The 19453-nt window shown below is 72.7% G+C and carries 15 protein-coding genes; 9 read left to right on the forward strand and 6 right to left on the reverse strand.

From position 1 onward, the window contains the following. The first annotated feature begins 160 nt into the window (after positions 1 to 160). The 3 genes from AB0K43_RS29470 (at position 161) to AB0K43_RS29480 (ending at position 5943) form a co-directional block, all read left to right on the forward strand. A complete protein-coding gene (locus AB0K43_RS29470) occupies positions 161 to 2824 on the forward strand; it encodes a SpoIIE family protein phosphatase (RefSeq protein ID WP_363645117.1) in 2664 nt (887 codons plus the stop codon). A gap of 186 nt (positions 2825 to 3010) precedes the next feature. Continuing rightward, complete coding sequence (locus AB0K43_RS29475; protein WP_363645093.1) at positions 3011 to 4144, forward strand: extracellular solute-binding protein; 1134 nt, start codon at positions 3011 to 3013, stop codon at positions 4142 to 4144. A gap of 353 nt (positions 4145 to 4497) precedes the next feature. Then, on the forward strand, positions 4498 to 5943 hold the full coding sequence (locus AB0K43_RS29480) for an RICIN domain-containing protein (protein WP_363645095.1): 1446 nt from the start codon (positions 4498 to 4500) through the stop codon (positions 5941 to 5943). Positions 5944 to 5965: 22 nt separating this feature from the next. Here AB0K43_RS29480 and AB0K43_RS29485 read toward each other — a convergent pair whose 3' ends face one another. Together AB0K43_RS29485 and AB0K43_RS29490 are read right to left on the reverse strand one after the other, a co-directional pair. Beyond that, positions 5966 to 6460 (reverse strand): universal stress protein, encoded by a 495-nt coding sequence (locus AB0K43_RS29485; protein ID WP_363645097.1) that lies wholly within the window; start codon positions 6458 to 6460, stop codon positions 5966 to 5968. Positions 6461 to 6802: 342 nt separating this feature from the next. Beyond that, the gene (locus tag AB0K43_RS29490; RefSeq protein WP_363645099.1) at positions 6803 to 7942 is read right to left on the reverse strand and encodes a beta-propeller fold lactonase family protein; all 1140 of its coding nucleotides are present in this window, start codon (positions 7940 to 7942) and stop codon (positions 6803 to 6805) included. 568 nt (positions 7943 to 8510) lie between these two features. Between AB0K43_RS29490 and AB0K43_RS29495 the strand changes: the two genes are divergently transcribed. Beyond that, positions 8511 to 9095: a helix-turn-helix domain-containing protein gene (locus tag AB0K43_RS29495; protein ID WP_363645101.1), complete on the forward strand. Its 585-nt coding sequence runs from the start codon at positions 8511 to 8513 to the stop codon at positions 9093 to 9095. Between the two features lie 84 nt (positions 9096 to 9179). Continuing rightward, complete coding sequence (locus AB0K43_RS29500; RefSeq protein WP_363645103.1) at positions 9180 to 10166, forward strand: zinc-binding dehydrogenase; 987 nt, start codon at positions 9180 to 9182, stop codon at positions 10164 to 10166. 63 nt (positions 10167 to 10229) lie between these two features. Here AB0K43_RS29500 and AB0K43_RS29505 read toward each other — a convergent pair whose 3' ends face one another. The 3 genes from AB0K43_RS29505 to AB0K43_RS29515 form a co-directional block, all read right to left on the reverse strand. Next, complete coding sequence (locus AB0K43_RS29505; protein ID WP_363645105.1) at positions 10230 to 11357, reverse strand: lipase; 1128 nt, start codon at positions 11355 to 11357, stop codon at positions 10230 to 10232. Positions 11358 to 11535: 178 nt separating this feature from the next. Further along, entirely contained in the window at positions 11536 to 13440 is a 1905-nt protein-coding gene (locus tag AB0K43_RS29510; RefSeq protein ID WP_363645107.1) for a HAMP domain-containing sensor histidine kinase, read from the reverse strand. After that, positions 13430 to 14161, reverse strand: a complete 732-nt coding sequence (locus AB0K43_RS29515; protein WP_363645119.1) for a response regulator transcription factor — start codon at positions 14159 to 14161, stop codon at positions 13430 to 13432. The genes AB0K43_RS29510 and AB0K43_RS29515 overlap by 11 nt, the downstream gene beginning before the upstream one ends. 89 nt (positions 14162 to 14250) lie before the next feature. Here AB0K43_RS29515 and AB0K43_RS29520 point away from each other — a divergent pair, with 89 nt between their 5' ends. The 4 genes from AB0K43_RS29520 to AB0K43_RS29535 all read left to right on the forward strand — a co-directional run bounded on the left by AB0K43_RS29520 (position 14251) and on the right by AB0K43_RS29535 (position 18119). Further along, positions 14251 to 14871 carry a hypothetical protein gene (locus AB0K43_RS29520; RefSeq protein WP_363645109.1) on the forward strand — a complete coding sequence of 207 codons (621 nt, stop codon included), beginning with the start codon at positions 14251 to 14253 and terminating at the stop codon, positions 14869 to 14871. Then, entirely contained in the window at positions 14858 to 16177 is a 1320-nt protein-coding gene (locus AB0K43_RS29525; protein WP_363645111.1) for a hypothetical protein, read from the forward strand. The genes AB0K43_RS29520 and AB0K43_RS29525 overlap by 14 nt, the downstream gene beginning before the upstream one ends. Continuing rightward, on the forward strand, positions 16174 to 16863 hold the full coding sequence (locus AB0K43_RS29530) for an ABC transporter ATP-binding protein (RefSeq protein WP_363645113.1): 690 nt from the start codon (positions 16174 to 16176) through the stop codon (positions 16861 to 16863). Before AB0K43_RS29525 ends, AB0K43_RS29530 begins: the two co-directional genes overlap by 4 nt. 77 nt (positions 16864 to 16940) lie before the next feature. Beyond that, positions 16941 to 18119, forward strand: a complete 1179-nt coding sequence (locus AB0K43_RS29535; RefSeq protein WP_363645121.1) for an ABC transporter permease — start codon at positions 16941 to 16943, stop codon at positions 18117 to 18119. A 215-nt stretch (positions 18120 to 18334) separates the two neighbouring features. Here AB0K43_RS29535 and glpX read toward each other — a convergent pair whose 3' ends face one another. After that, positions 18335 to 19345 (reverse strand): class II fructose-bisphosphatase, encoded by a 1011-nt coding sequence (glpX, locus tag AB0K43_RS29540; protein WP_363645115.1) that lies wholly within the window; start codon positions 19343 to 19345, stop codon positions 18335 to 18337. Positions 19346 to 19453 lie beyond the last annotated feature (108 nt).

Consider the following 19453-nt stretch of genomic DNA (forward strand, 5'->3'; position numbering starts at 1 on the left):
CCGTTCCGGCAACGCCGCCACAGCGGACCCGCCCCCTCCCGAAGCCGACGACCCCCCGCGGCCGGCCGGCCTCGGCGCGGTGTCACCGCCGCGTGAGCTCCGTCGACGGCCCCGCTCCTCGCCGCGCAGCTTCGCCCGCGAGGTCTTCTTCCTCCAGCTGATGCTGGTGATCCTGCTCGTCGCCGCCGCGCTGGTGGCCGTCGTCGTACAGACCCGGCGGGACACCATGGCCGACGCCCGGCACCGCACCCTCGCCGCCGCCGAGTCCTTCGCGCACGCCCCCGGCCTCGTGGACGCCCTGAACGGCCCGGACGCGAGCGCGGTGCTGCAGCCGCTCGCCGAGGAGACCCGCAAGGCCGCCGGCGTCGACGCCCTCATCGTCTACCGCCTGGACGGGATCACCCTCACCCACAGTGACCTCTCCCAGCTCGGCAAGCATGTCATCGGCCCGTACGCCCAGGCGGCCGAGGGCAAGGCCTTCACCCGGACCTTCAACGGCGCGCTCGGTCCGTCCGTGATCTCGGCCGCCCCCGTGAAGGACCCCTCGGGGCAGGTGGTCGGCATCGTCTCCGCCCCGGTCACCGTCGAGACGGTGCGCAAGACGGTCGACCGGCAGCTGCCCGTCTTCCTGGTCAGCGCGGGCGCGGCCGTCGCCCTCGCCGGCGTCGGCGCAGCGCTGGTGAGCCGCCGGCTGCGCCGCCAGACCCACGGTCTGGGCCCGGCCGAGATGACCCGGATGTACGAGCACCACGACGCGGTCCTGCACGCGGTGCGCGAGGGCGTGCTGATCACCGGGGACGACGGTCGGCTGCTGCTGGCCAACGACGAGGCCCGGCGGCTGCTCGACCTCCCCGCGGACGCGGAAGGACGACCCGTCGGCACCCTGGGCCTCGACCCCCGCACCGCCGATCTGCTGGTCTCGGATCGGATCGCCACCGACGAGGTCCACCTGGCGGCGGACCGGCTGCTGTCCCTCAACAAGCGGACCACCACGACCCTCGGCCTGCACCGGACGAGCGTGGTGACCCTGCGGGACACCACCGAGCTGCGGGCGCTCTCGGGCCGGGCGGAGGTGGCCCGCGGCCGCCTGCAGCTGCTCTACGACGCCGGCCTGCGGGTCGGTTCCACCCTGGACGTGTCGCGCACCGCGGAGGAACTGGCACAGGTGGCCGTCCCCGCGTTCGCCGACGTCGTCACCGTCGAACTGCAGGACCCGGTCCTGCGCGGCGAGGAGCCGAGCGGGGCCAGCACGGAGCTGCGCCGGACCGCCGTCGCCGGGCTGGCGGAGGACCATCCGCTCTACCCCGTCGGCCGGTTGATCCACTTCGCGCCGGGCACGCCGATGGCGATCAGCGTGGCCGACGGCCGGTCCGTGGTCGCCCCGGATCTCGCCGGCTCCAGCGGCTGGCGGGGCCAGGACACCGCGCGCGCCCGGCAGATCCTCGACTACGGCATCCACTCGCTCGCGGTGGTGCCGCTGCAGGCCCGCGGCGTGGTCCTGGGCCTGGTCAACTTCTGGCGGTCGGGCGACTCCCGGCCGTTCGACCAGGAGGACCTCTCCTTCGCCGAGGAGGTTGCCGGCCGGGCGGCCGTGGCCATCGACAACGCCCGGCGCTACACCCGGGAGCACGCGACCGCGGTGACCCTGCAACGCAGCCTGATGCCCCGCGGCCTCCCGGCCCAGGACTTCCTGGACGTGGCCCACCGCTACCTGCCCGCACAGAGCGGTGTGGGGGGCGACTGGTTCGACGTCATCCCGCTGCCCGGCGCCCGGGTCGCCCTGGTGGTCGGCGACGTCGTCGGGCACGGCCTGCACGCCGCCGCCACCATGGGTCGGCTGCGCATCGCCGTCCACAACTTCGCGAGCCTGGATCTCCCCCCGGACGAACTGATCAGCCACCTGGACGAGTTGGTGGCGCACCTCGACATCCAGGACGAGGCCGCCGAGGCCGCCGAGGCCGCCGAGGACGGTGCGCGCGTCGCAGTCACCGGTGCCACCTGCCTGTACGTCGTCTACGACTCCGTCTCCGGACTGGTCACCGCGGCTACGGCCGGCCATCCGCCACCGGCGCTGGCCCACCCCGACGGGACGGTGACCTTCATCCGCCCGCCGATCTCCCCGCCGCTGGGTCTGGGCGCCGGCCTGCCGGTCGAGACCGCCGAGGTGGTACTGCCCGAGGGCTCCCGGCTGGTCCTCTACACCGACGGTCTGCTGCAGAACCGCACCCGCGACCTGGACGCGGCCCTGGAAGCCCTCCGGCAGGCCGTCGGCGGGCCGGACCGCCGGCCGGAGGAGGTCTGCGCGAGCGTGCTGGAGGCGCTGCCGGACGCGAGACCCACCGACGACGTGGCGCTCCTGGTCGCGCAGACCCGGCTGCTCGCACCGGAACGCGTCGCCGAGTGGGACGTGGCGCCCGACCCGGCCGCGGTGAGCCCCGTCCGCAACGCCTGCGCCCGCAAGCTGGAGGAGTGGGGCCTGGACCACATCTCCTTCGGCGCCGAACTCATCCTCAGCGAGCTGATCACCAACGCCGTCCGCTACGGCAAGGTGCCGATCCACGTACGGCTGCTCCACACCGAGACCCTGGTCTGCGAGGTCTCCGACGGGAGCAGCACCGCCCCGCACATCCGCCGTGCCAAGGACACCGACGAAGGGGGCCGTGGTCTCTTCCTGGTGGCCCGGTACGCCGAGCGCTGGGGCACCCGGTACTCCAGCCGGGGCAAGACCATCTGGGCCTCGCAGGCGCTCGACGGCAGCGGGACACCGGACGACGAGGCCCTCGGCGACCTGTTCCTGGGCCAGTGGGACGACCTGGAACTCTGAAGGTTCGGCCGACCGGAGCACGCAAGGCCGGCCGGGTATGGTGAACTGGTCATTACCGGTTCCGGAGGCACTGCGGCGAAGCTGCCCGAGCCTCGCGGGTCATCCGGCGCCGTCCGGGCCGGTGGCGTGCCGCCCGACGTGCGGCGGCAAGCCGTCCGTGACCTCGCCTCGGGCACTGGAGGCATCGTGGCTGCACCTGCTCGGGGCCGCGTGCTCGCGCTCGCCGCCTGTCTCTGCCTGGCGGCCTTCGGAATCGGCGGGTGCGGCGACCAGCAGCCGGTGAGCCCGGCCCGGGCCACCTCCGCCGAAGCCGCCGGCGGCATGGCGGCGCTGACCAGCGCCGCCCAGGCGGAGGGCCGCCTCAACACGACCACGCTGCTGCCGCACTGGGCGAACTACGGCGGCCTGATCGACGGGTTCACCAAGAAGTACGGGATCCAGGTCGTCAACGACAACCCCTACGGCTCCAGCCAGCAGGAACTCGACGACATCGGCCGTCTCCGGGGGAAGCCGGACGCGCCGGACGTGTTCGACCTCGGCGACAGCTTCGCGCAGACCGCGGCCCGGCAGAACCTGCTGGCCCCGTACCGTACCGTCGACTACGACCGGATCCCGGCCACCCAGAAGGACCACCAGGCCCGCTGGTACAACAGCTACGGCGGCTACGTCTCGATCGGCTGCGACGCGTCGCGGGTGACGACCTGCCCCGTGTCGTTCGCGGACCTGCTCAAGCCCGAGTACAAGGGCATGGTCGCCCTCACCGGCGAGCCGCTCACCGCCGGGTCGGCGTTCGCCGCGGTGTACGCGGCGGCCCTCGCGAACGGCGGCTCGTTCGACGACATCCAACCGGGCATCGACTTCTTCGCCCGGCTCGACCAGCTCGGCAACTACAGCCGTACCAACTCCGACAGCACCGCGATCGCCGACGGCCGGACCCCGGTCAACATCGAATGGGACTTCCTCAACCTCAAGCAGGCCGACGACCTCAAGGGCACCAACGTGCGCTGGAACGTCTCCATCCCGTTCGACGGCAGCTTCTCCCAGTACTACGCGCAGGCCGTCAACAAGGAGGCCCCGCACCCGGCGGCGGCCCGGCTGTGGCAGGAGTACCTCGCCGGCCAGGAAGGCCAGAACCTGCGGCTCGTGGACTACGCCCGCCCGGTCCTGATGGACGTGATGGCGAAGAACGGCACCCTCGACGTCGCGCTCGCCGACCGGCTGCCGACCGTCGAAGGCACCCCCGCCTTCCCGAGCGAGGCCCAACTGGCCAAAGCGCACCGGACCGTGCAGGAGAACTGGCCCACGGCCGTACCGGGCTGACCGGGCGCTGCGTCCGCCGGCTCCTGGACAGGTGCCTTGACAAGCCCCCGCGCCGCTCCCAAACTCTCCTCAACCCACGATGGTGCCGCAGACACAGGCTGCTGCGGACCGGTGGACCACCATCATCCGCTGCCCCCGGCCGATCGGCCGGGGCGGACGGTGCACCCGAGCGGCCGGCCGGCACCGGCACGCCCGCCTCGCCCCCGGAGATTGAGACCCGCCCTCCCGCCCCGCAGGCCGGCCGGTCATCGCCTCCTCCCCGCCGCATGACCTCACTCGTCCCCCCACCAGCGCTTCCGGCCTGCCCGGAGCCCGGACGGTCATGCCGGAAGTGAAGAGCACGAGGTACCCGTATGTCACTTCGCAGCAAGGGCCCCGCGACGCTGTCGGCCCTCCTGGCCGCCCTCCTGCTGTGCCTGGTCGGTGCTGTCGCGCCCGCCCGGGCCACCCAGGTCGGCATCGACAACGCGACGCAGTTCACCGACTCCGGAGGCGACCCGGTCCATGCCCACGGCGGCGGTGTGATCAAGGTCGGCCAGTACTACTACTGGTTCGGTGAGGACCGGAACCCCGACAACACCTTCCGCTACGTCTCGGTCTACCGCTCCACCGACCTGAAGACCTGGGAATTCCGCAACCACGCCCTGACCCAGGCCACCGACCCCGAGTTGCAGTCCGCCAACATCGAACGGCCCAAGGTCATCTACAACGCCGCGACGCACCGGTTCGTGATGTGGATGCACAAGGAGAACAGCGCCGACTACGGGGAGGCCCGCGCCGCAGTGGCCGTCTCCGGCACCGTCGACGGCGACTACGCCTGGCGCGGGAGCTTCCGGCCGCTGGGCGAGATGTCCCGGGACATCACCACCTTCGTCGACACCGACGGCACCGGCTACATGATCTCCGCCGCCAACGAGAACCGGGACCTGCACGTCTACCAGCTGACGGCCGACTACACCGGCATCCAGTCCCAGGTGCAGAACCTGTGGGCGGGCAGCTCCCGCGAGGCGCCCGCGATGTTCAAGCGCAATGGCGTGTACTTCCTGCTGACCTCCGGCGCCACCGGCTGGGCTCCCAACCAGCAGAAGTACGCCACCGCCACCAGCATCACCGGCGCCTGGAGCGGCCTGAAGGACGTCGGCGACTCCACCGCCTACCGCAGCCAGACCGCGTACGTCCTGCCCGTGCAGGGGACCAACGGCACCGGCTACCTCTACCTGGGCGACCGCTGGGGCAACTCGATGGGCGGGACGGTCAACGACTCCGAGTACATCTGGCTGCCGGTGAAGTTCCCGACCAGGACGACGATGAGTCTGGAGTACTCCCCGAAGATCACCGTCGACACCGCGGCCGGCACCGTGACCGGCATGAACGTGATCTGGGAGTCCCTGGCGGCGCAGCACAGCGGCAAGTGCGCCGACGTGGCGGGCTTCGCCACCGGCGATGCCGCGCCGCTGGTGCAGTGGGGCTGCGGCGCCGGGATCAACGACCAGTTCTGGATCAAGAAGCTCGGCGGTGGCTACGTCCAGATCATGGCCAGGCACAGCGGGAAGTGCCTGGACGTGGCGGACGCCGCGACCGCGGACGGTGCGCCCGCCGTCCAGAACACCTGCGACGGCCGGCCGTCCCAGCAGTGGAAACTCCGGGCGACCGCGACGACCGGCTACGTCGAGATCGTGGCCCGGCACAGCGGCAAGTGCCTGGACGTGGTGAACACCTCGACCGCCGACGGCACCGCGCTGGACCAGTGGACCTGCTCCGGCGGGACCAACCAGCACTGGAAGCGCACCGTCGCCTGACGGCCGGACCGTACGGCCCGGCTCAGGACGGGTCGGTGTCGTGTTCCGCCGGGACGACCACGACCGGGAGCCGGGCGTGGTGGACGACCTCGGTGCTGGTCGACCCGAGGGTCAGGCGTCCCCAGGCGCCCGAGCCCCGGGAGCCGACCACGACCAGGCAGGCGTCCTTGCTCGCGTCGAGGATGACCTGCGCCGGGCGGCCGCGCTCGCAGACGATCTCCACGTCCACCGGCGGTCCGCCGAGCTGCCGCTGCAACTCCTCGACGGAGTCGGCCACGGCCTGCGTGACGAGATCGCTCTGCTGCGGGACGGGGCCGCCGCCGGGCCCGGAGCCGGCCGTCCACTCGAAGCCGGAGTGCTGGGTCGGGGCGTACTCGTACGCGCAGACGGCCCGCAGCCGGGTACCGCGCAGCCGGGCCTCGTGGAGCGCGAAGGCGACAGCCTGCCCGGCCGGGGCCGAACCGTCCGTGCCGACCACGATCGGGCCGCCCGGGCGAAGGACAGGAGGATCGGTCACGGGAGGCCTCCAAGGCTTCGACGGGTGTCCACCTCTCAGCCTGCTCCTGCCCGTCCACGGGCACCAGCGCAGGTCGCGGCGGGCCGCGACGGCACCCGGCTGCCAGCCGTGCCGGGGCGGCCCGACCACGGAGAGGCCGACCTGCTCGGCGGGCCAGCCGGCCGGCCCGCGCTTCGCCGCCCCCGCGTACGTGCACGCGCACGGTGTGGTCCGGCGCGGGCTCCTCATCCCCATGGGCGGAAGCCTCTCGGAGCCACCCGGGCCGCGGCCCGCACTTACGGCCGGGCCGCGGTCGCCCCGGGCTCCGGGGCGACCGCGGCCCCCGGCTGCGCGCTGCCGAGGTCAGGGCGCGACGATGCCTTCGCCGCCGGCCGCGCCGGGGACGGTCTCGGAGCCCAGCGCGGTGAGCGATCCGTCCCGGTCGACCCGGAAGGCGTCGAGGATGCCGTTGAGGCCGGTCTGGACGTAGAGGAACCGGCCGTCCTCCGTGGCGGCCGCGTCGACGGTGCCCGGGTCGGTCGCGGTGGTGCCCAGCGAGGTGAGCCGGCTCTGCCTGCCGACGCGGTACCCGCTGAGGTTGGAGCTGCCCGCGTTGGACGCGTACAGGAACCGGCCGGCCGCGGCGATCCAGCAGGTGGCCGACTGGCCGGTGGCGGCGGACGCGGTCTTCGTGGCGGTGCCGTCGGGGTTGATGGTGAAGGTCGCCACGGCGTTGGGGCCGGCCTCGGTCACGAACAGGCCGTGCGGGCCGTTCTGCACGAACCCGAAGGGCACGGCGCCCGGGTCGACGGTGACCACGGGGGTGGCCGCCGGTACGCCGGTGCGGTCGAGGTTGAAGACGTCGATGCTGTTGCCGCCCGCCTTGGTCGTGACGACCAACTGGTCGCCGGCACCGGTGAAGCCGACCTGGGCGGGGGTGTGGGTGAACTGCGGGGTGGCGTTCGGGTCCAGGCCGAGACCGCGGTGCCGGTCCGCCTGCGCGACCAGCTCGCCGTCGACGACGGTGTAGCCCTGGATCGAACCGCCGTCGAGCGCGTTGAGGACGTAGACGGCGTCCCCGTGCACGGCGACGCTCACCGGGAAGCGGCCGCCGGAGGCGATCACCTGGCACAGGCGGAGGTGCTCGCCGTGGACCGCGAAGACGGAGACGGTGTTGCTGCCGGCGTTGACGGCGTACAGCAGGCCGTGCTTCTCGTCGTACGTCAGGGATCCCTGCGAGGCCAGGTGGTCGACGACCGAGCCGTCCAGGACGCCGCCGAGGCCCTCGGTGTCGTAGCCGGCGGCGCGGGTCAGCCGGCCGTCGTCGTCGCGGCGGTAGGCGACGACCTGGTTGCCCGCCGGGTTGTCGGTCTGGACGAAGACGGCGTGGTGGGGACGGTGCTCCGGTCCGTCGCCGTCTCCGGCGGCGGCGGACGGGGCGAGTACGGCGGTGGTGGCGAGCGCGGTGGCGACGGCGGCGCCGAGACGGGTGATCCTCTGCACGGTGTTGCCTCTCGGGGAACGGGGGCACCTGACCGACGTGCGGGGACGGGACCGCTCGGATCGCGTCCGGAAGCCTGGCGTCGTACGGGCCCCGGGTCGTGGCATGGCGAGAGCACCGACGCTGACGGGGCTCTCCGCGGAGAGGTCGTCGTCGATGCTCCTGGGCCGGACCTTATGTGACGCCATGTCGGAATCGGTGGAGGCTCTTCGAGTACGACGGAAAGCCCGCCGGCCTCGGCGCCGCGGACGCTGGTGCTGTGGCCGAGAAGGTTCGCCGGGTTGGCGGTGGTGTGGCGCGGACCGGTTGGATGTGAGCCGACATCCGAGGTGCGGGGCGTGACACGGGGGTGACCGAGAGCCGAAAGCCGCCTGACCGTCAACCGGACGGGGCCTACGCTCGCACCGTGACGGCTTCAGACGCGCTGCGCGAGGCATGGGCACGCGCCGTTGAGGCACCCTGGCAACGCCGCTTCGTCTCCCGCTTCCAGTAGCGGCATCACTCGTCGGTGTCGGCCACCTCGCCACGGCTGCGGTTGTTCTTGAATGGTCGCTCATGTATGTTCCTCGCATGCCCAGACCGCGCGAGTTCGACCCCGACACCGTCCTGAACCAGGCGATGCTGCGGTTCTGGGAGCGCGGATACCGGGCCACCTCGATCGAGGACCTGGTGAAGGCGACCGGGGTCAAGCCCGGGAGCCTCTACAGCGCTTTCCCGGGTGGCAAGCACGCGCTGTTCGTGAAGTCGCTGGAGCGCTACTCGAAGCTGGTCGTGCCGCAGAAGCTGGGTGAGCTGGAGGCGGCCGGCGCGTCGCTGGCGCAGGTGCGCGGCTACTTCGACGGGCTGGTGCGCGACCTGCTGAGCCCCGAGGGGCGGCAGGGCTGCCTGCTGGTCAACACGGCGATCGAGAAGGCCGCCGAGGACGACGAGGCGGCGGCCGTGGTGCGCGGCCACCTCGCGCGCCTGGAGCGGTGCATGACCCACGCCTTGCAGAACGCGGCCCGCCGTGGCGAGGTGCGAGCCTCCCTCGATGCGGGCGGCAGTGCCAAGCTGCTGGTCGCGACCTGTCAGGGGCTGATGGTCGTCGGCAAGGCGAATCCGGACGGAGCGGTCCTGCGGGCGATCGTCGACAACGCCTTCGCCGTGCTCGCCTGACCGTACGACGTTCGGGCCACCGTGCGCGGTGGCCCTTTCGTCGGTCCAATATTTGAATGACCACTCAAGAATGAGGTTCCGGACATGAAGGCCATCGTCATATCCGCCCACGGCGGCCCCGAGGTGCTCACCGTCACCGACCTGCCCGACCCGGTGCCCGCCGACGGCGAAGTGCTCGTCCGGGTCCGGGCCTTCGGCCTGAACCACGCCGAGGCGTACATGCGCAGCGGTGCCTGGGGCCAGGTCGCCGCCGTCCCCGGGATCGAGTGCGCCGGCCTCGTCGAGGCCGACCCGTCGGGTGAACTCCCCGTCGGGACGAGGGTGGTGGCCATCCTCGGCGGTATGGGCCGGACCAGGAACGGAAGCTACGCGGAGCTGGTGACCGTCCCCGCGTCCAACGTGGTGGCGGTGGACTCGAAGCTGCCCTGGGCCGACCTGGCCGCGGTGCCGGAGGTGTACGCCACGGCCTGGAGCGCCCTGCACGGGAACCTCGACCTGCGGCCCGGTGCGACGCTGCTGGTCCGAGGCGCCACCTCCTCGCTCGGTCAGGCCGCCGTCAACCTGGCGGTCCAGCACGGCGCGAGGGTGCTCGCCAGCACGCGCAACCCGGCGCACGCGCCGCTGCTCGAGGAGCTCGGGGCCACCGAGGTACTCATCGACGACGGCCACCTGGCGGCCGAGGTCGCCCGGCGGGGCGTGGCCGTCGACGCGGTGCTCGACATCGTCGGCAACAGTACGCTGCGGGACTCGCTGGCCGTCGCCCGGCCACGCGGGCGGGTCTGCCAGATCGGCTTCCTCGGCGGATTCGCCCCGGTGGCCGACTTCGATCCGCTCACCGACCTGCCCAGCGGTGTCCAACTCAGCTTCTTCGGCAGCGCCTTCGTGCTCGGCAGCCCCGCCTTTCCGCTCGCCGACGTGCCGCTGGACGCGATCTGCGCCCAGGTCGAGGCGGGCGCACTCAAGGCCCGACCGACCAGGGTCTTCCCCTTCGAGGAGATCGTCGAAGCGCACCGGGTCATGGAGGCCGGCCAGGCGCTCGGGAAGATGGTCGTCACCCTCGACCGACACTGACGCGCGGGGGCCGGGGGCGGCCAGGACCGCGTGAGGGCCACCCCCGGTGCCCGGCGCCGGTCGCTATCCGGCGATGTACTCGATCTCGGGGTGGCGCGGCGAGGCCCCGCAGAGCAGATGCCCGGTGTCGGCGCGACCGCGCAGTTGGAGGTCGAAGAAGGCTCGCACGGTCGCCCGTACGGCGGCCACGGCCCGGTCGGCGCGGATCGTGCCGGTCTGCAGCATCCGGCGCACGGGCTCGGAAAGCTGGGGTGCGACGGCCACGATGTCGGTGAAGGAGTTGTGGTCGGCCTGCGCGAGCCGCAGGCAGCGGTGCCAGTCGCTCAGGTGCGCCCAGAACGGCGGCCAGGAGCTGTCCTGGTTCAACCCGTCGTGGATCGCCGTGTCCATCAGCAGGAACGGCCGGTCGAGACCGTGCTCGACCACCGGCCCGTACAGCGCGCCGTCCAGATCGATTCCGGCCCGGACCCGCCGGTCCAGCCGCATCACGGACGCCGACGCGGCGCCGCCTCGGGAGTGCCCGAAGGCGCCGACCCGGGTGAGGTCCAGTGTCCCGCGCAACCCGCGGGGGAGCGGACGCCCCTCGGCGTCGGGGGTGCCGCCCTGCTCCAGCACGGTCAGCCGGTCGAGGACGAACCGCAGATCGGCGGCGCGCACCGCGACCGCGGCCGCGCCGGCCTCGTCACCCGGGTCGGCGGGGCTGCTGATGACCACGCGGCCGTCCGGGAATTGCACCTCGCCCGAGTCGTACGGGTGGTCGACCGCGGCCACGATGTAGCCCCAGGAGGCGAGTTCCTCGATCACCAGCGTGTTGTGGGTGCGGTCCGCCTGGTAGCCCGGGGAGTGGAGCAGCACCGGCCGGCGGCCCGGCCGGACCGGCGCGCGGTCCGCGCTGTGGGTCTTCGGGAGCGCGTAGCCGTCCAGCGCGCCGCCGAAGCGGGCCTTCAGGGCCCGCTCGGCACCTGCCGGCAGCCAGGGCAGCGGCGCGTGGCCATGGGTGTCGGCGGCCGGATACGTCACGGTCACCATCACCTCGCGGGCCTGCCCCGACCAGGGGTCGGTCCGCGACGGGTCGATCAGGTGCAGCTCCACCGCTCCCACCGGGTACGGCCCGGTCGGCCCGGCCAGCCCGATCGTGACGAGATCGGCCGCCACCGCGGGTGTGGACAGCGACAGCGGAACGGCGGCCACGGCGGCCACCGCGAGGCCACCGGCTATGAGGGCACGGCGATTCGGACGTACGGGAGGCACTGCGCTCCTTCCGTGGCCGGACCTGATGAGCGACGTGAATCGGTAAAGGGGACACCATCGTCCGGCCTGATCATCGTCAAGTCCCCAGAGACTAGGTGACTCGGCATCAGAAGTCAGATCATTTATCGGTCCCCGCTGTCCGGGCGGGCGGGTGATGGGTGGCCCGCCGCGGGGCGTTGCCGGCCGGCAGGCGCAGGGTGAAGACCGTCCCGGTGTGCGGGGTGCTGCTGACGGAGGCGGTGCCGCCGTGGGCCTCGGTGAGCTGGCGGACGATGGCGAGCCCGAGGCCGCTGCCGCCGCTGCTGCGGTTTCGGGACCGGTCGGCGCGCCAGAAGCGGTCGAAGACCCGTGGGAGGTCCGCGGGGGCGATGCCGGTGCCGGTGTCGAGGACCTCGATGACGACCTCGTCGTCGGCCCGGCGGGCCCGGAGCTCGACGCGGCCGCCCTCGGGGGTGTGCCGCAGCGCGTTGGACAGCAGGTTGCCGAGGGCCTGGCGAAGGCGTAGTGGATCCGCGGTCAGCACCAAGGCCTCCTCGGTTCGGGCGGTCAGGGTGATTCCCGCGCTGCGGGCCCGGCCGTGGTGGGCGGCGGCGACCTGGGCCAGGACCTGGTCGAGATCGAGGGGTTCGGGGTGCAGCCGCAGGGGGCCCGCGTCGGCGGCGGCCAGGTCCTGGAGGTCGTCCATGATGTGCTGGAGCAGCAGGGCTTCCTCCAGCAGGGAGGAGGTGAACGCGCCGTCGGCGACAACGATGCCGTCGTGGGCGGCCTCCAGCCAGCAGCGGATGTTGGTCAGTGGGGTGCGCAGCTCGTGGGCGATGTCGCTGACCAGGGCCTTGCGCTTCTCCTCCACGCGCTCGCGGCGTTCGGTCTGGTCGTTGAAGGCAGCGGCCAGGTAGCCGATCTCGTCGCGGGTGGTGACGGGGACGCGCTGGTGCGGGTGCTCGGGACGGCGGGCTGCGGCGGTCAGCGCGCGCAGTGGTCGGACCAGGCGGGCGCCGACCGTGACGGTGACGGTCACGGCCAGCAGCAGGACCGCGGCGGTGACGGTGACGATCCGGTAGGTACTGGCCGGGGACAGGTGGAGGACCCGGGTGCTCGATTCCGCGGTGCCGGTGAGGTAGAGGAGGGCGGCCGGGGCGACGTATCCGGCGAGCTGTTCGCGGCGTCCCGCGTCGATGCAGGTGCGTGCGGCCTGGTCGGCGTCGGGATGGCCCGGCAGGGGCGGCGTGACGGGCTGGAAGTCGGTACCGATGTGCACGGCGGGCAGATGCTGGTGCGTGAGGCAGTCGGCGGTCAGCGCGTCGAGGCGGGTGAGCGCCTGCTGTTCGGTGGTGGTGGGCCGGGCGAGGTCGCCGACGCCGCAGTCGTCGGCGACCTTGGCCCGGATGAGATCGTCCTTGTCGGTGAGCACCATGACCGGGCGGCCGCTGGGCTGGTCGCTGGTGGTGGCGGAGCGGCCGTAGCCGGCCAGGCAGCTGCTGATCTTCTGGGCGAGGGTGTGGAGGTGGTCACGCTCGGCGGCGGGCAGGAGGTAGGGGCCCACTGCGCGGGGGTCGATCCTGCCGGGGTCGGTCCTGGGGGTCTGCCGGCCCTGCGGCCGGGTCGGGGAACCGTCGGGGCGCGGGGACGTCGAACCCCGGGCCGAGCCGAGGGCAGGGTCGATGCGCAGTGGGTCCAGGACCGCCGAGGTCTCGGTGGGCAGCGGTGTGGTCTGCGCGGCGGAGTCCGCGATCGGCTGGTGGTCCGGGGTGGTCAGGGCGACCCTGCGGCCGGTGCGGTCGGCCAGCTCGCGCACCGTGGCGGCGGCGCCGGACCAGTCGGGGTGGGTGGCGGCGTAGCCGAGCAGGGCGTCGTAGATGCTCGCGTCGTCGGCGAGGATCTGTACCTGCTGATGCTGGATGGCGGTGGTGGTGGTGTGCACGGCCAGCCAGGCCGTCGCGGCGATCGAGCACACGGCGATCAGTACCGAGGTGGCGAGCAGCCTGGTGACCAGGCTCCGGCGCAGCGGGACGTCAGCGGGCACGGGTGGTGCCGGGTGCGGTCCCGGGTGCGGTGGCGTCGGCGGTGCTCAGTTTGTAGCCGACGCCGAAGACCGTGACCAGGTGGACGGGTCGGCGCGGATCGGGTTCCAGCTTCTTGCGGAGATTCAGGACGTGGACATCGATGGTGCGTTCGGTGATGTACCGGTCGATTCCGGAGGTCCGAGCCAGTAGCTGGCGTCGGCTGAAGGCGCGGTTCGGCTCGGCGGCCATCGTGGCGAGTAGCTCGAACTCGCCCGGTGTGCAGCGCACTTCGAGGGTACCCAGGTGGACGGTGTGGCGTTGCGGGTCCACAGTCAGCGAGCCGGCGCGCAGCACGGGGTCGGGTGCCGCGGAGGTTCGGCCGTTGCGGCGGAGCAGGGTACGGACGCGGGCCATCAGTTCGCGCGGACTGTACGGCTTGGTCATGTAGTCGTCGGCGCCGAGGTCGAGTCCGAGCAGCAAGTCCTCCTCGGTGCTGCGGGCGGTGAGCATCAGCACCGGAACGTCCGATTCGCGCCGCAGGATTCGGCACACGTCCAGGCCGTCGACCAGCGGCATCATGACGTCCAGCACCACCAGGTCGGGTCGCCGGCGGCGCATCTCGTCGATGGCCTCGCGCCCGTTGTGGACGACGGACGCGGTGTGGCCCTCGCGTCGCAGGTACAGGTGAACCAATTCGGCCTGTTTCGGATCGTCCTCGGCCACCAGGACATGTGCGCACATGCCGTCGACCCTAGGGGCGTCGCACACGGCTGACGAGATGCTGACCGATGTCTGACAGGATCTTCATATCGTCGGGCCATGGTGCTCCCATGCCGAAGATCGATAGTTCCACCGACCGAGCCAGGCCCGGGCGCCGGCCGGTTCGTTGCGCCGTCGCGGCCGCGACGGCCGTAGGGGCGCTGTTGTGCGGGCTCACCGCCTGCGGCTCGTCGTCCGACGCCGGTTCCCCCGCGACCGTGGCGGGGGGCGGGCAGGGCGTGGCCTCCCTCCCGCAGCCGTCCGGTGCCGTCCCAACCGCCGGCGCCGGATCGCCGGCGGCATCGGCCGGCGCGGACGCCGGACGCCCACAGCTTCGGCTGGACAGTACCCCGGAGGAGTCCCAGCAGCTCTACCAGGCCTTCTACTCCTGCCTGGCGCAGCACGGCTTCCCGACCTACAACAACAAGCCCATAGACCCCCTCACCAAGCATCCCGAGGCCTACGACGCCTGCCGGTCGAAGGAGCCGCTCGAACCCCCGGAGACGGACCCGGCGAAGAACCCGCACTACCAGGACAACCTCCGCACCGAGATCGCCTGCGAGAACGCCAAGGGGCTGCGGACCAGCGTGTCGCCGGACGGGCTGTTCCCGAGCTTCGACGAGCCGATGCCCGGCAACTGGGGCGACGTCGCCGCGACGTGCCACAAGGAGGCCTTCGGTGCGCACCACTAGCGCCGACCCCGGGTCCGGGCCGCGCAGCCGCGCCCGGCGGGTGACCCTGCTGGCGCTCCCGTGCCTGGCCTGTGCGGTGGTGTCCGGCGTGGTGGTGTTCGAGCAGCGCCACCACCGTGGGAGCGACACCGCGACGGCGGGCGCGTCGGCGGCCACCGCCGCGGTCGTTCGTACCGACCTGGCCGACACCCAGACGCTGAACGGGACCCTCGGCTACGGCGGCCCGCAGACCGTCACCGGCAACCGGGCCGGTCTGGTCACCGGGCTGCCGGCCGCCGGCGGCACCGTGACCCAGGGGCAGGAGCTGTACCGCGTCAACGACCGCCCGGTGCCGCTCTTCTACGGCGCCACCCCGCTGTTCAGGCCGCTGGACACCGCGGGCCTGGTCGGCCGGGACGTGAAGACGGTCGCGGACAACCTCAAGGCGCTGGGCTACACCATCGGTGCCCAGCCCGCGCCCGGCGCCCGCGTCACCCAGCATCCGGCCGCCCCCGACGGGCCGCAGGCCGCGTCCAGGCCGAGCGCCACGACCGCCGCGACCGAGCCGAGCGCCACACCCGGCCGGACCGCGACGGCCGCCGCCTCCGGCCGGACCGCGCCGGCGGGAGCGCAGACCGCGCCATCCCCGGCCTCCACAGCGATCGTGGCGCAGGTGCAACCGGGTGACGGCGTGCTCACCCCCACGCTGATCGAGGCGATCAAGCGCTGGCAGACCAAGGCCGGCCTGCCGGTCACCGGCACGCTCGACGTCGGTGACGTGGCGGTGCTGTCCGGACCGGTGCGGATCGGCGCCGTCCTGGCCCACGTCGGCGACCCGGCCACCGCCCAGCTGCTCACCCTCACCGGCACCGACAAGGTGGTGACGGTCCCGGTGCCGGCGACCGGCGTCGACGCGATGAAGGCGGGCGACCCGGTGAGCGTCGTGCTGCCGGACAACTCCACAGTCGCCGGCACCGTGGCCCAGGTCAGCTCCGCCGTCCAGGGCGGCAGCGGTTCAGGCGGGGGAGGGGGCGGCGAAGCGGCGGGGACCGGCCCGATGGTGAACGTCGCCGTCTCGCTCGACGACGCGAGTGCGGTCCGGCAAGTGGACGCCGCCCCCGTCCAGGCCAGGTTCACCTCGCAGACCCGGCAGGGGGTCCTCGCCGTGCCGGTCGGCGCCCTGCTGGCGGTCAGCCAGGGCGGCTACGCCGTCCAACAGGTCGACGGACGGCTGCTGAGCGTGAAGACCGGGCTGTTCGCCAAGGGCATGGTGGAGATCAGCGGAGCCGGTATCACCGAGGGGCTGCGTGTGGTGACGGCCTCGTGAGCCCCGTCCTCGCCGTCCACCACGCCAGCATGTGCTACCCGGGTGAGGTCACCGCGCTGGACGACGTCTCGTTGGCCATCGACGAGGGCGAACTGCTGGCCATCATCGGGCCGTCCGGTTCCGGAAAGTCCACCCTGCTCAACATCATGGGCACCCTCGACCGCCCCACCAGTGGCACGGTCGAGATCGGCGGACAGGACGTGGCAGTGCTCTCCGACCGCCGCCTGTCAGCGCTGCGGGGCCGCTGGCTGGGCTTCGTCTTCCAACAGTTCCACCTCACCGACGGGCTGACCGCCGCGGAGAACGTGGCCACCGGACTGCTGTACGCGGGAGTGCCGCGCCACAAGCGCCGTCCGCTCGCGCTGGAGGCGCTGGCCCGGGTGGGCCTGGCCCACCGTGTCGGGCACCGCACGCACCAGCTGTCCGGCGGGGAGCGCCAGCGCGTGGCCATCGCCCGGGCGCTGGTCAACCAGCCCGCGCTGGTGCTCGCCGACGAGCCCACCGGTGCGCTGGACACCGCCAACGGCGCCGCCGTCCTCGACCTGCTCATCGGTCTGAACGCCGAAGGAACCACCATCGCGGTCATCACCCACGACCGGGACATCGCCCACCGGCTTCCGCGCCGGGTCGAGATCCTGGACGGCCGGGTCGTGACCGACACCGCACGAGAAGGCCGCCGCCCGTGACCGACACCACCGCGCCTCCCGCCCGCGGCGACCGCCCCACGCTCCCCGCCCTCGCCGCGCTCAGCCGGCCGGTACACCTGTCACCGCTGGACCTGCTCACACTCGGCCTGCTGGGCATCCGCACCCGCAAGCTGCGCGCGGCGCTGTCCGCGCTGGGCATCTCCATCGGCATCGCCACGCTGATCATCGTGACCGGTATCCCCGCCTCCAGCCAACGTGCCCTGATGGACCAACTCGCCGCGATGGGAACCAACATGCTGCAGGTGGCACCGATACCCAACCAGACCCCGCCGGTCCTGCTGCCCCAGGAGGCGGCCGCCATGGCCGCCCGGATCGGCCCCGTCACGGCGGTGAGCGCAGTCGCCAACACGCACGCCACCGTCCACCGCTCCGACCGCTTCGACCCGCACGACTTCACCGGCCTGACGGTGCTGGCCACCCAGGGCGACCTGCCCCGGCTGCTCAACGCCACCGTGCGGTCGGGACAGTTCCTCACCGCCGCCACCGACCGGCTCCCCACCGCCGTCCTCGGCTCCGTGGCCGCCGACCGGCTCGGCTTCAACCGCCTCGACCCCGGTGGACCCGCACCCCAGGTCTTCATCAACTCCCGTTGGTTCACCCTCATCGGCATCCTCGACCCCACCCCGCTGTCCCCCGACATCGACCGCTCCGTCATGGTCGGCTGGGATGCCGCCCAACACCTGCTGGACTTCGACGGCCACCCCACCCTGATCTACCTCAAGGCCAGGGAGGAGGCCATCGAGGCCGTCCGCGCGGTCCTGCCCGCCACCGTCCACCCCGAGCTCCCCGGCATGGTGCAGGTCAGCCGTCCCTCGGAGGCCCTGGCCGCCAAACGCGCCACCCAGACCACCTTCTCGGCGCTGTTCCTGGGCCTGGCCGCCATCGCCCTGCTCGTCGGCGGCATCGGCGTGGCCAACACCATGGTCATCTCCGTCCTGGAACGCCGCCGCGAGATCGGACTGCGCCGCGCGCTCGGCGCCAACCGCCGGCAGATCTGCGCCCAGTTCCTCACCGAGTCCGTCGCCCTCTCCGTTCTCGGCGGCCTGGCCGGCAGCCTGCTCGGCGTGGCGGCCACCCTCGCCTACGCGCTCTACCAGCACTGGCCGCCGGTCATCCCGGCCACAGCCATGGCCGGCGGACTCGCCGGCGCCCTCGCCATCGGCGTCGCAGCCGGCGTCTACCCCTCCGTCAGGGCCGCCCGCCTCACCCCGACCACGGCCCTGGCCACCCTGTGACAACGTCGGATCCGCGCCGGCAGATCCCCGACACCCCGGGGCCCGGGGACGGGCGGTAGCCGGGCGACCGGGGATACCGGGGTCAGCCCGGGTTCGTCCGGTGCCGGACGGCAGCGGCATGGGCGGGCGGTTGTCCTCCGCAGGATCGCAGGCTGCTCGGTAGCGGGCGGGCGCAGCGGACCCACCCGCCGGCTGCGCCGACGGGTGGGTCCGGATCAGGTGGCGGAGTGGTGCGGCTGGGTGGGGAGTCGGTGGGTGGCGTGGATCTCCCTGGTGGTGCCGCTCCTGGAGCGCATCACCAGGGAACTGGTGGTGGCGGTGTTCCGGCGGTAGCGGACTCCGGGAAGCAGTTCGCCGTCGGTGATGCCGGTGGCCGCGAAGAACACGTTCTCGCCGCTGACCAGGTCGTCGGTGAGGAGCACCCGGCCCAGGTCGTGGCCGGCGTCCAGGGCCTTGCGCTTCTCGGCCTTGTCCTTGGGCCACAGCCGGCCCTGGATGACGCCGCCCATGCACTTCATGGCACAGGCCGCGATGATGCCCTCGGGGGTGCCGCCGATGCCGAGAAGCAGGTCGACGCCGGTGCCCTCGCGGGCGGTCATGATGGCGCCGGCCACGTCGCCGTCGGAGATGAACTTGATCCGGGCGCCGGCCTCGCGGATCTCCTTGACCAGGCCGTCGTGGCGCGGGCGGTCCAGCACCATGACGGTGATGTCCCCGACCGAGCGGCCCTTGGCCTTGGCGACCCGGCGGATGTTGACGGCCGTGGGGGCGGTGATGTCGACGAACTCGGCGGACTCGGGGCCGCAGACCAGCTTGTCCATGTAGAACACGGCGCTGGGGTCGAACATCGTGCCGCGGTCGGCGACCGCGAGGACGGCGACGGCGTTGTTCATGCCCTTTCCGGTGAGGGTGGTGCCGTCCACCGGGTCCACGGCGACGTCGCACTCGGCGCCGGTGCCGTCGCCGACCCGCTCGCCGTTGTAGAGCATCGGGGCTCGGTCCTTCTCCCCTTCCCCGATGACGACGACGCCGTTCATCGAGACCGTGGACACCAGGGTTCGCATGGCCTTCACGGCCGCGCCGTCGGCACCGTTCTTGTCGCCCCGGCCCACCCAGCGGCCGGCGGCTATCGCGGCGACCTCGGTGATGCGGACGAGCTCCAGCGCGAGGTTCCGGTCCGGGCGGCCGGCCGCCGAGGCGGTCGACAGGGGCTGCGGGAGACTCACTCGGCTGCCCTGCCGGGCAGTTGGGCCTGGATCAGGTTCATCACCGAGGAGTCGGCGAGGGTGGTGGTGTCGCCGACCTCGCGGCCTTCGGCGATGTCGCGGAGCAGG

The sequence above is a fragment of the Kitasatospora sp. NPDC049258 genome (assembly GCF_040678895.1).
In the GTDB taxonomy this organism is placed as follows: Bacteria; Actinomycetota; Actinomycetes; order Streptomycetales; family Streptomycetaceae; genus Kitasatospora.

Excerpts from the sequence above, each read along its gene's own strand:
- AB0K43_RS29470 (WP_363645117.1), top strand. The coding sequence starts at position 161 with ATGCTGGTGATCCTGCTCGTCGCCGCCGCGCTGGTGGCCGTCGTCGTA.
- AB0K43_RS29480 (WP_363645095.1), top strand. The coding sequence starts at position 4,498 with ATGTCACTTCGCAGCAAGGGCCCCGCGACGCTGTCGGCCCTCCTGGCC.
- AB0K43_RS29495 (WP_363645101.1), top strand. The coding sequence starts at position 8,511 with ATGCCCAGACCGCGCGAGTTCGACCCCGACACCGTCCTGAACCAGGCG.
- AB0K43_RS29500 (WP_363645103.1), top strand. The coding sequence starts at position 9,180 with ATGAAGGCCATCGTCATATCCGCCCACGGCGGCCCCGAGGTGCTCACC.
- AB0K43_RS29515 (WP_363645119.1), bottom strand. The coding sequence starts at position 14,161 with ATGTGCGCACATGTCCTGGTGGCCGAGGACGATCCGAAACAGGCCGAA.
- AB0K43_RS29520 (WP_363645109.1), top strand. The coding sequence starts at position 14,251 with ATGCCGAAGATCGATAGTTCCACCGACCGAGCCAGGCCCGGGCGCCGG.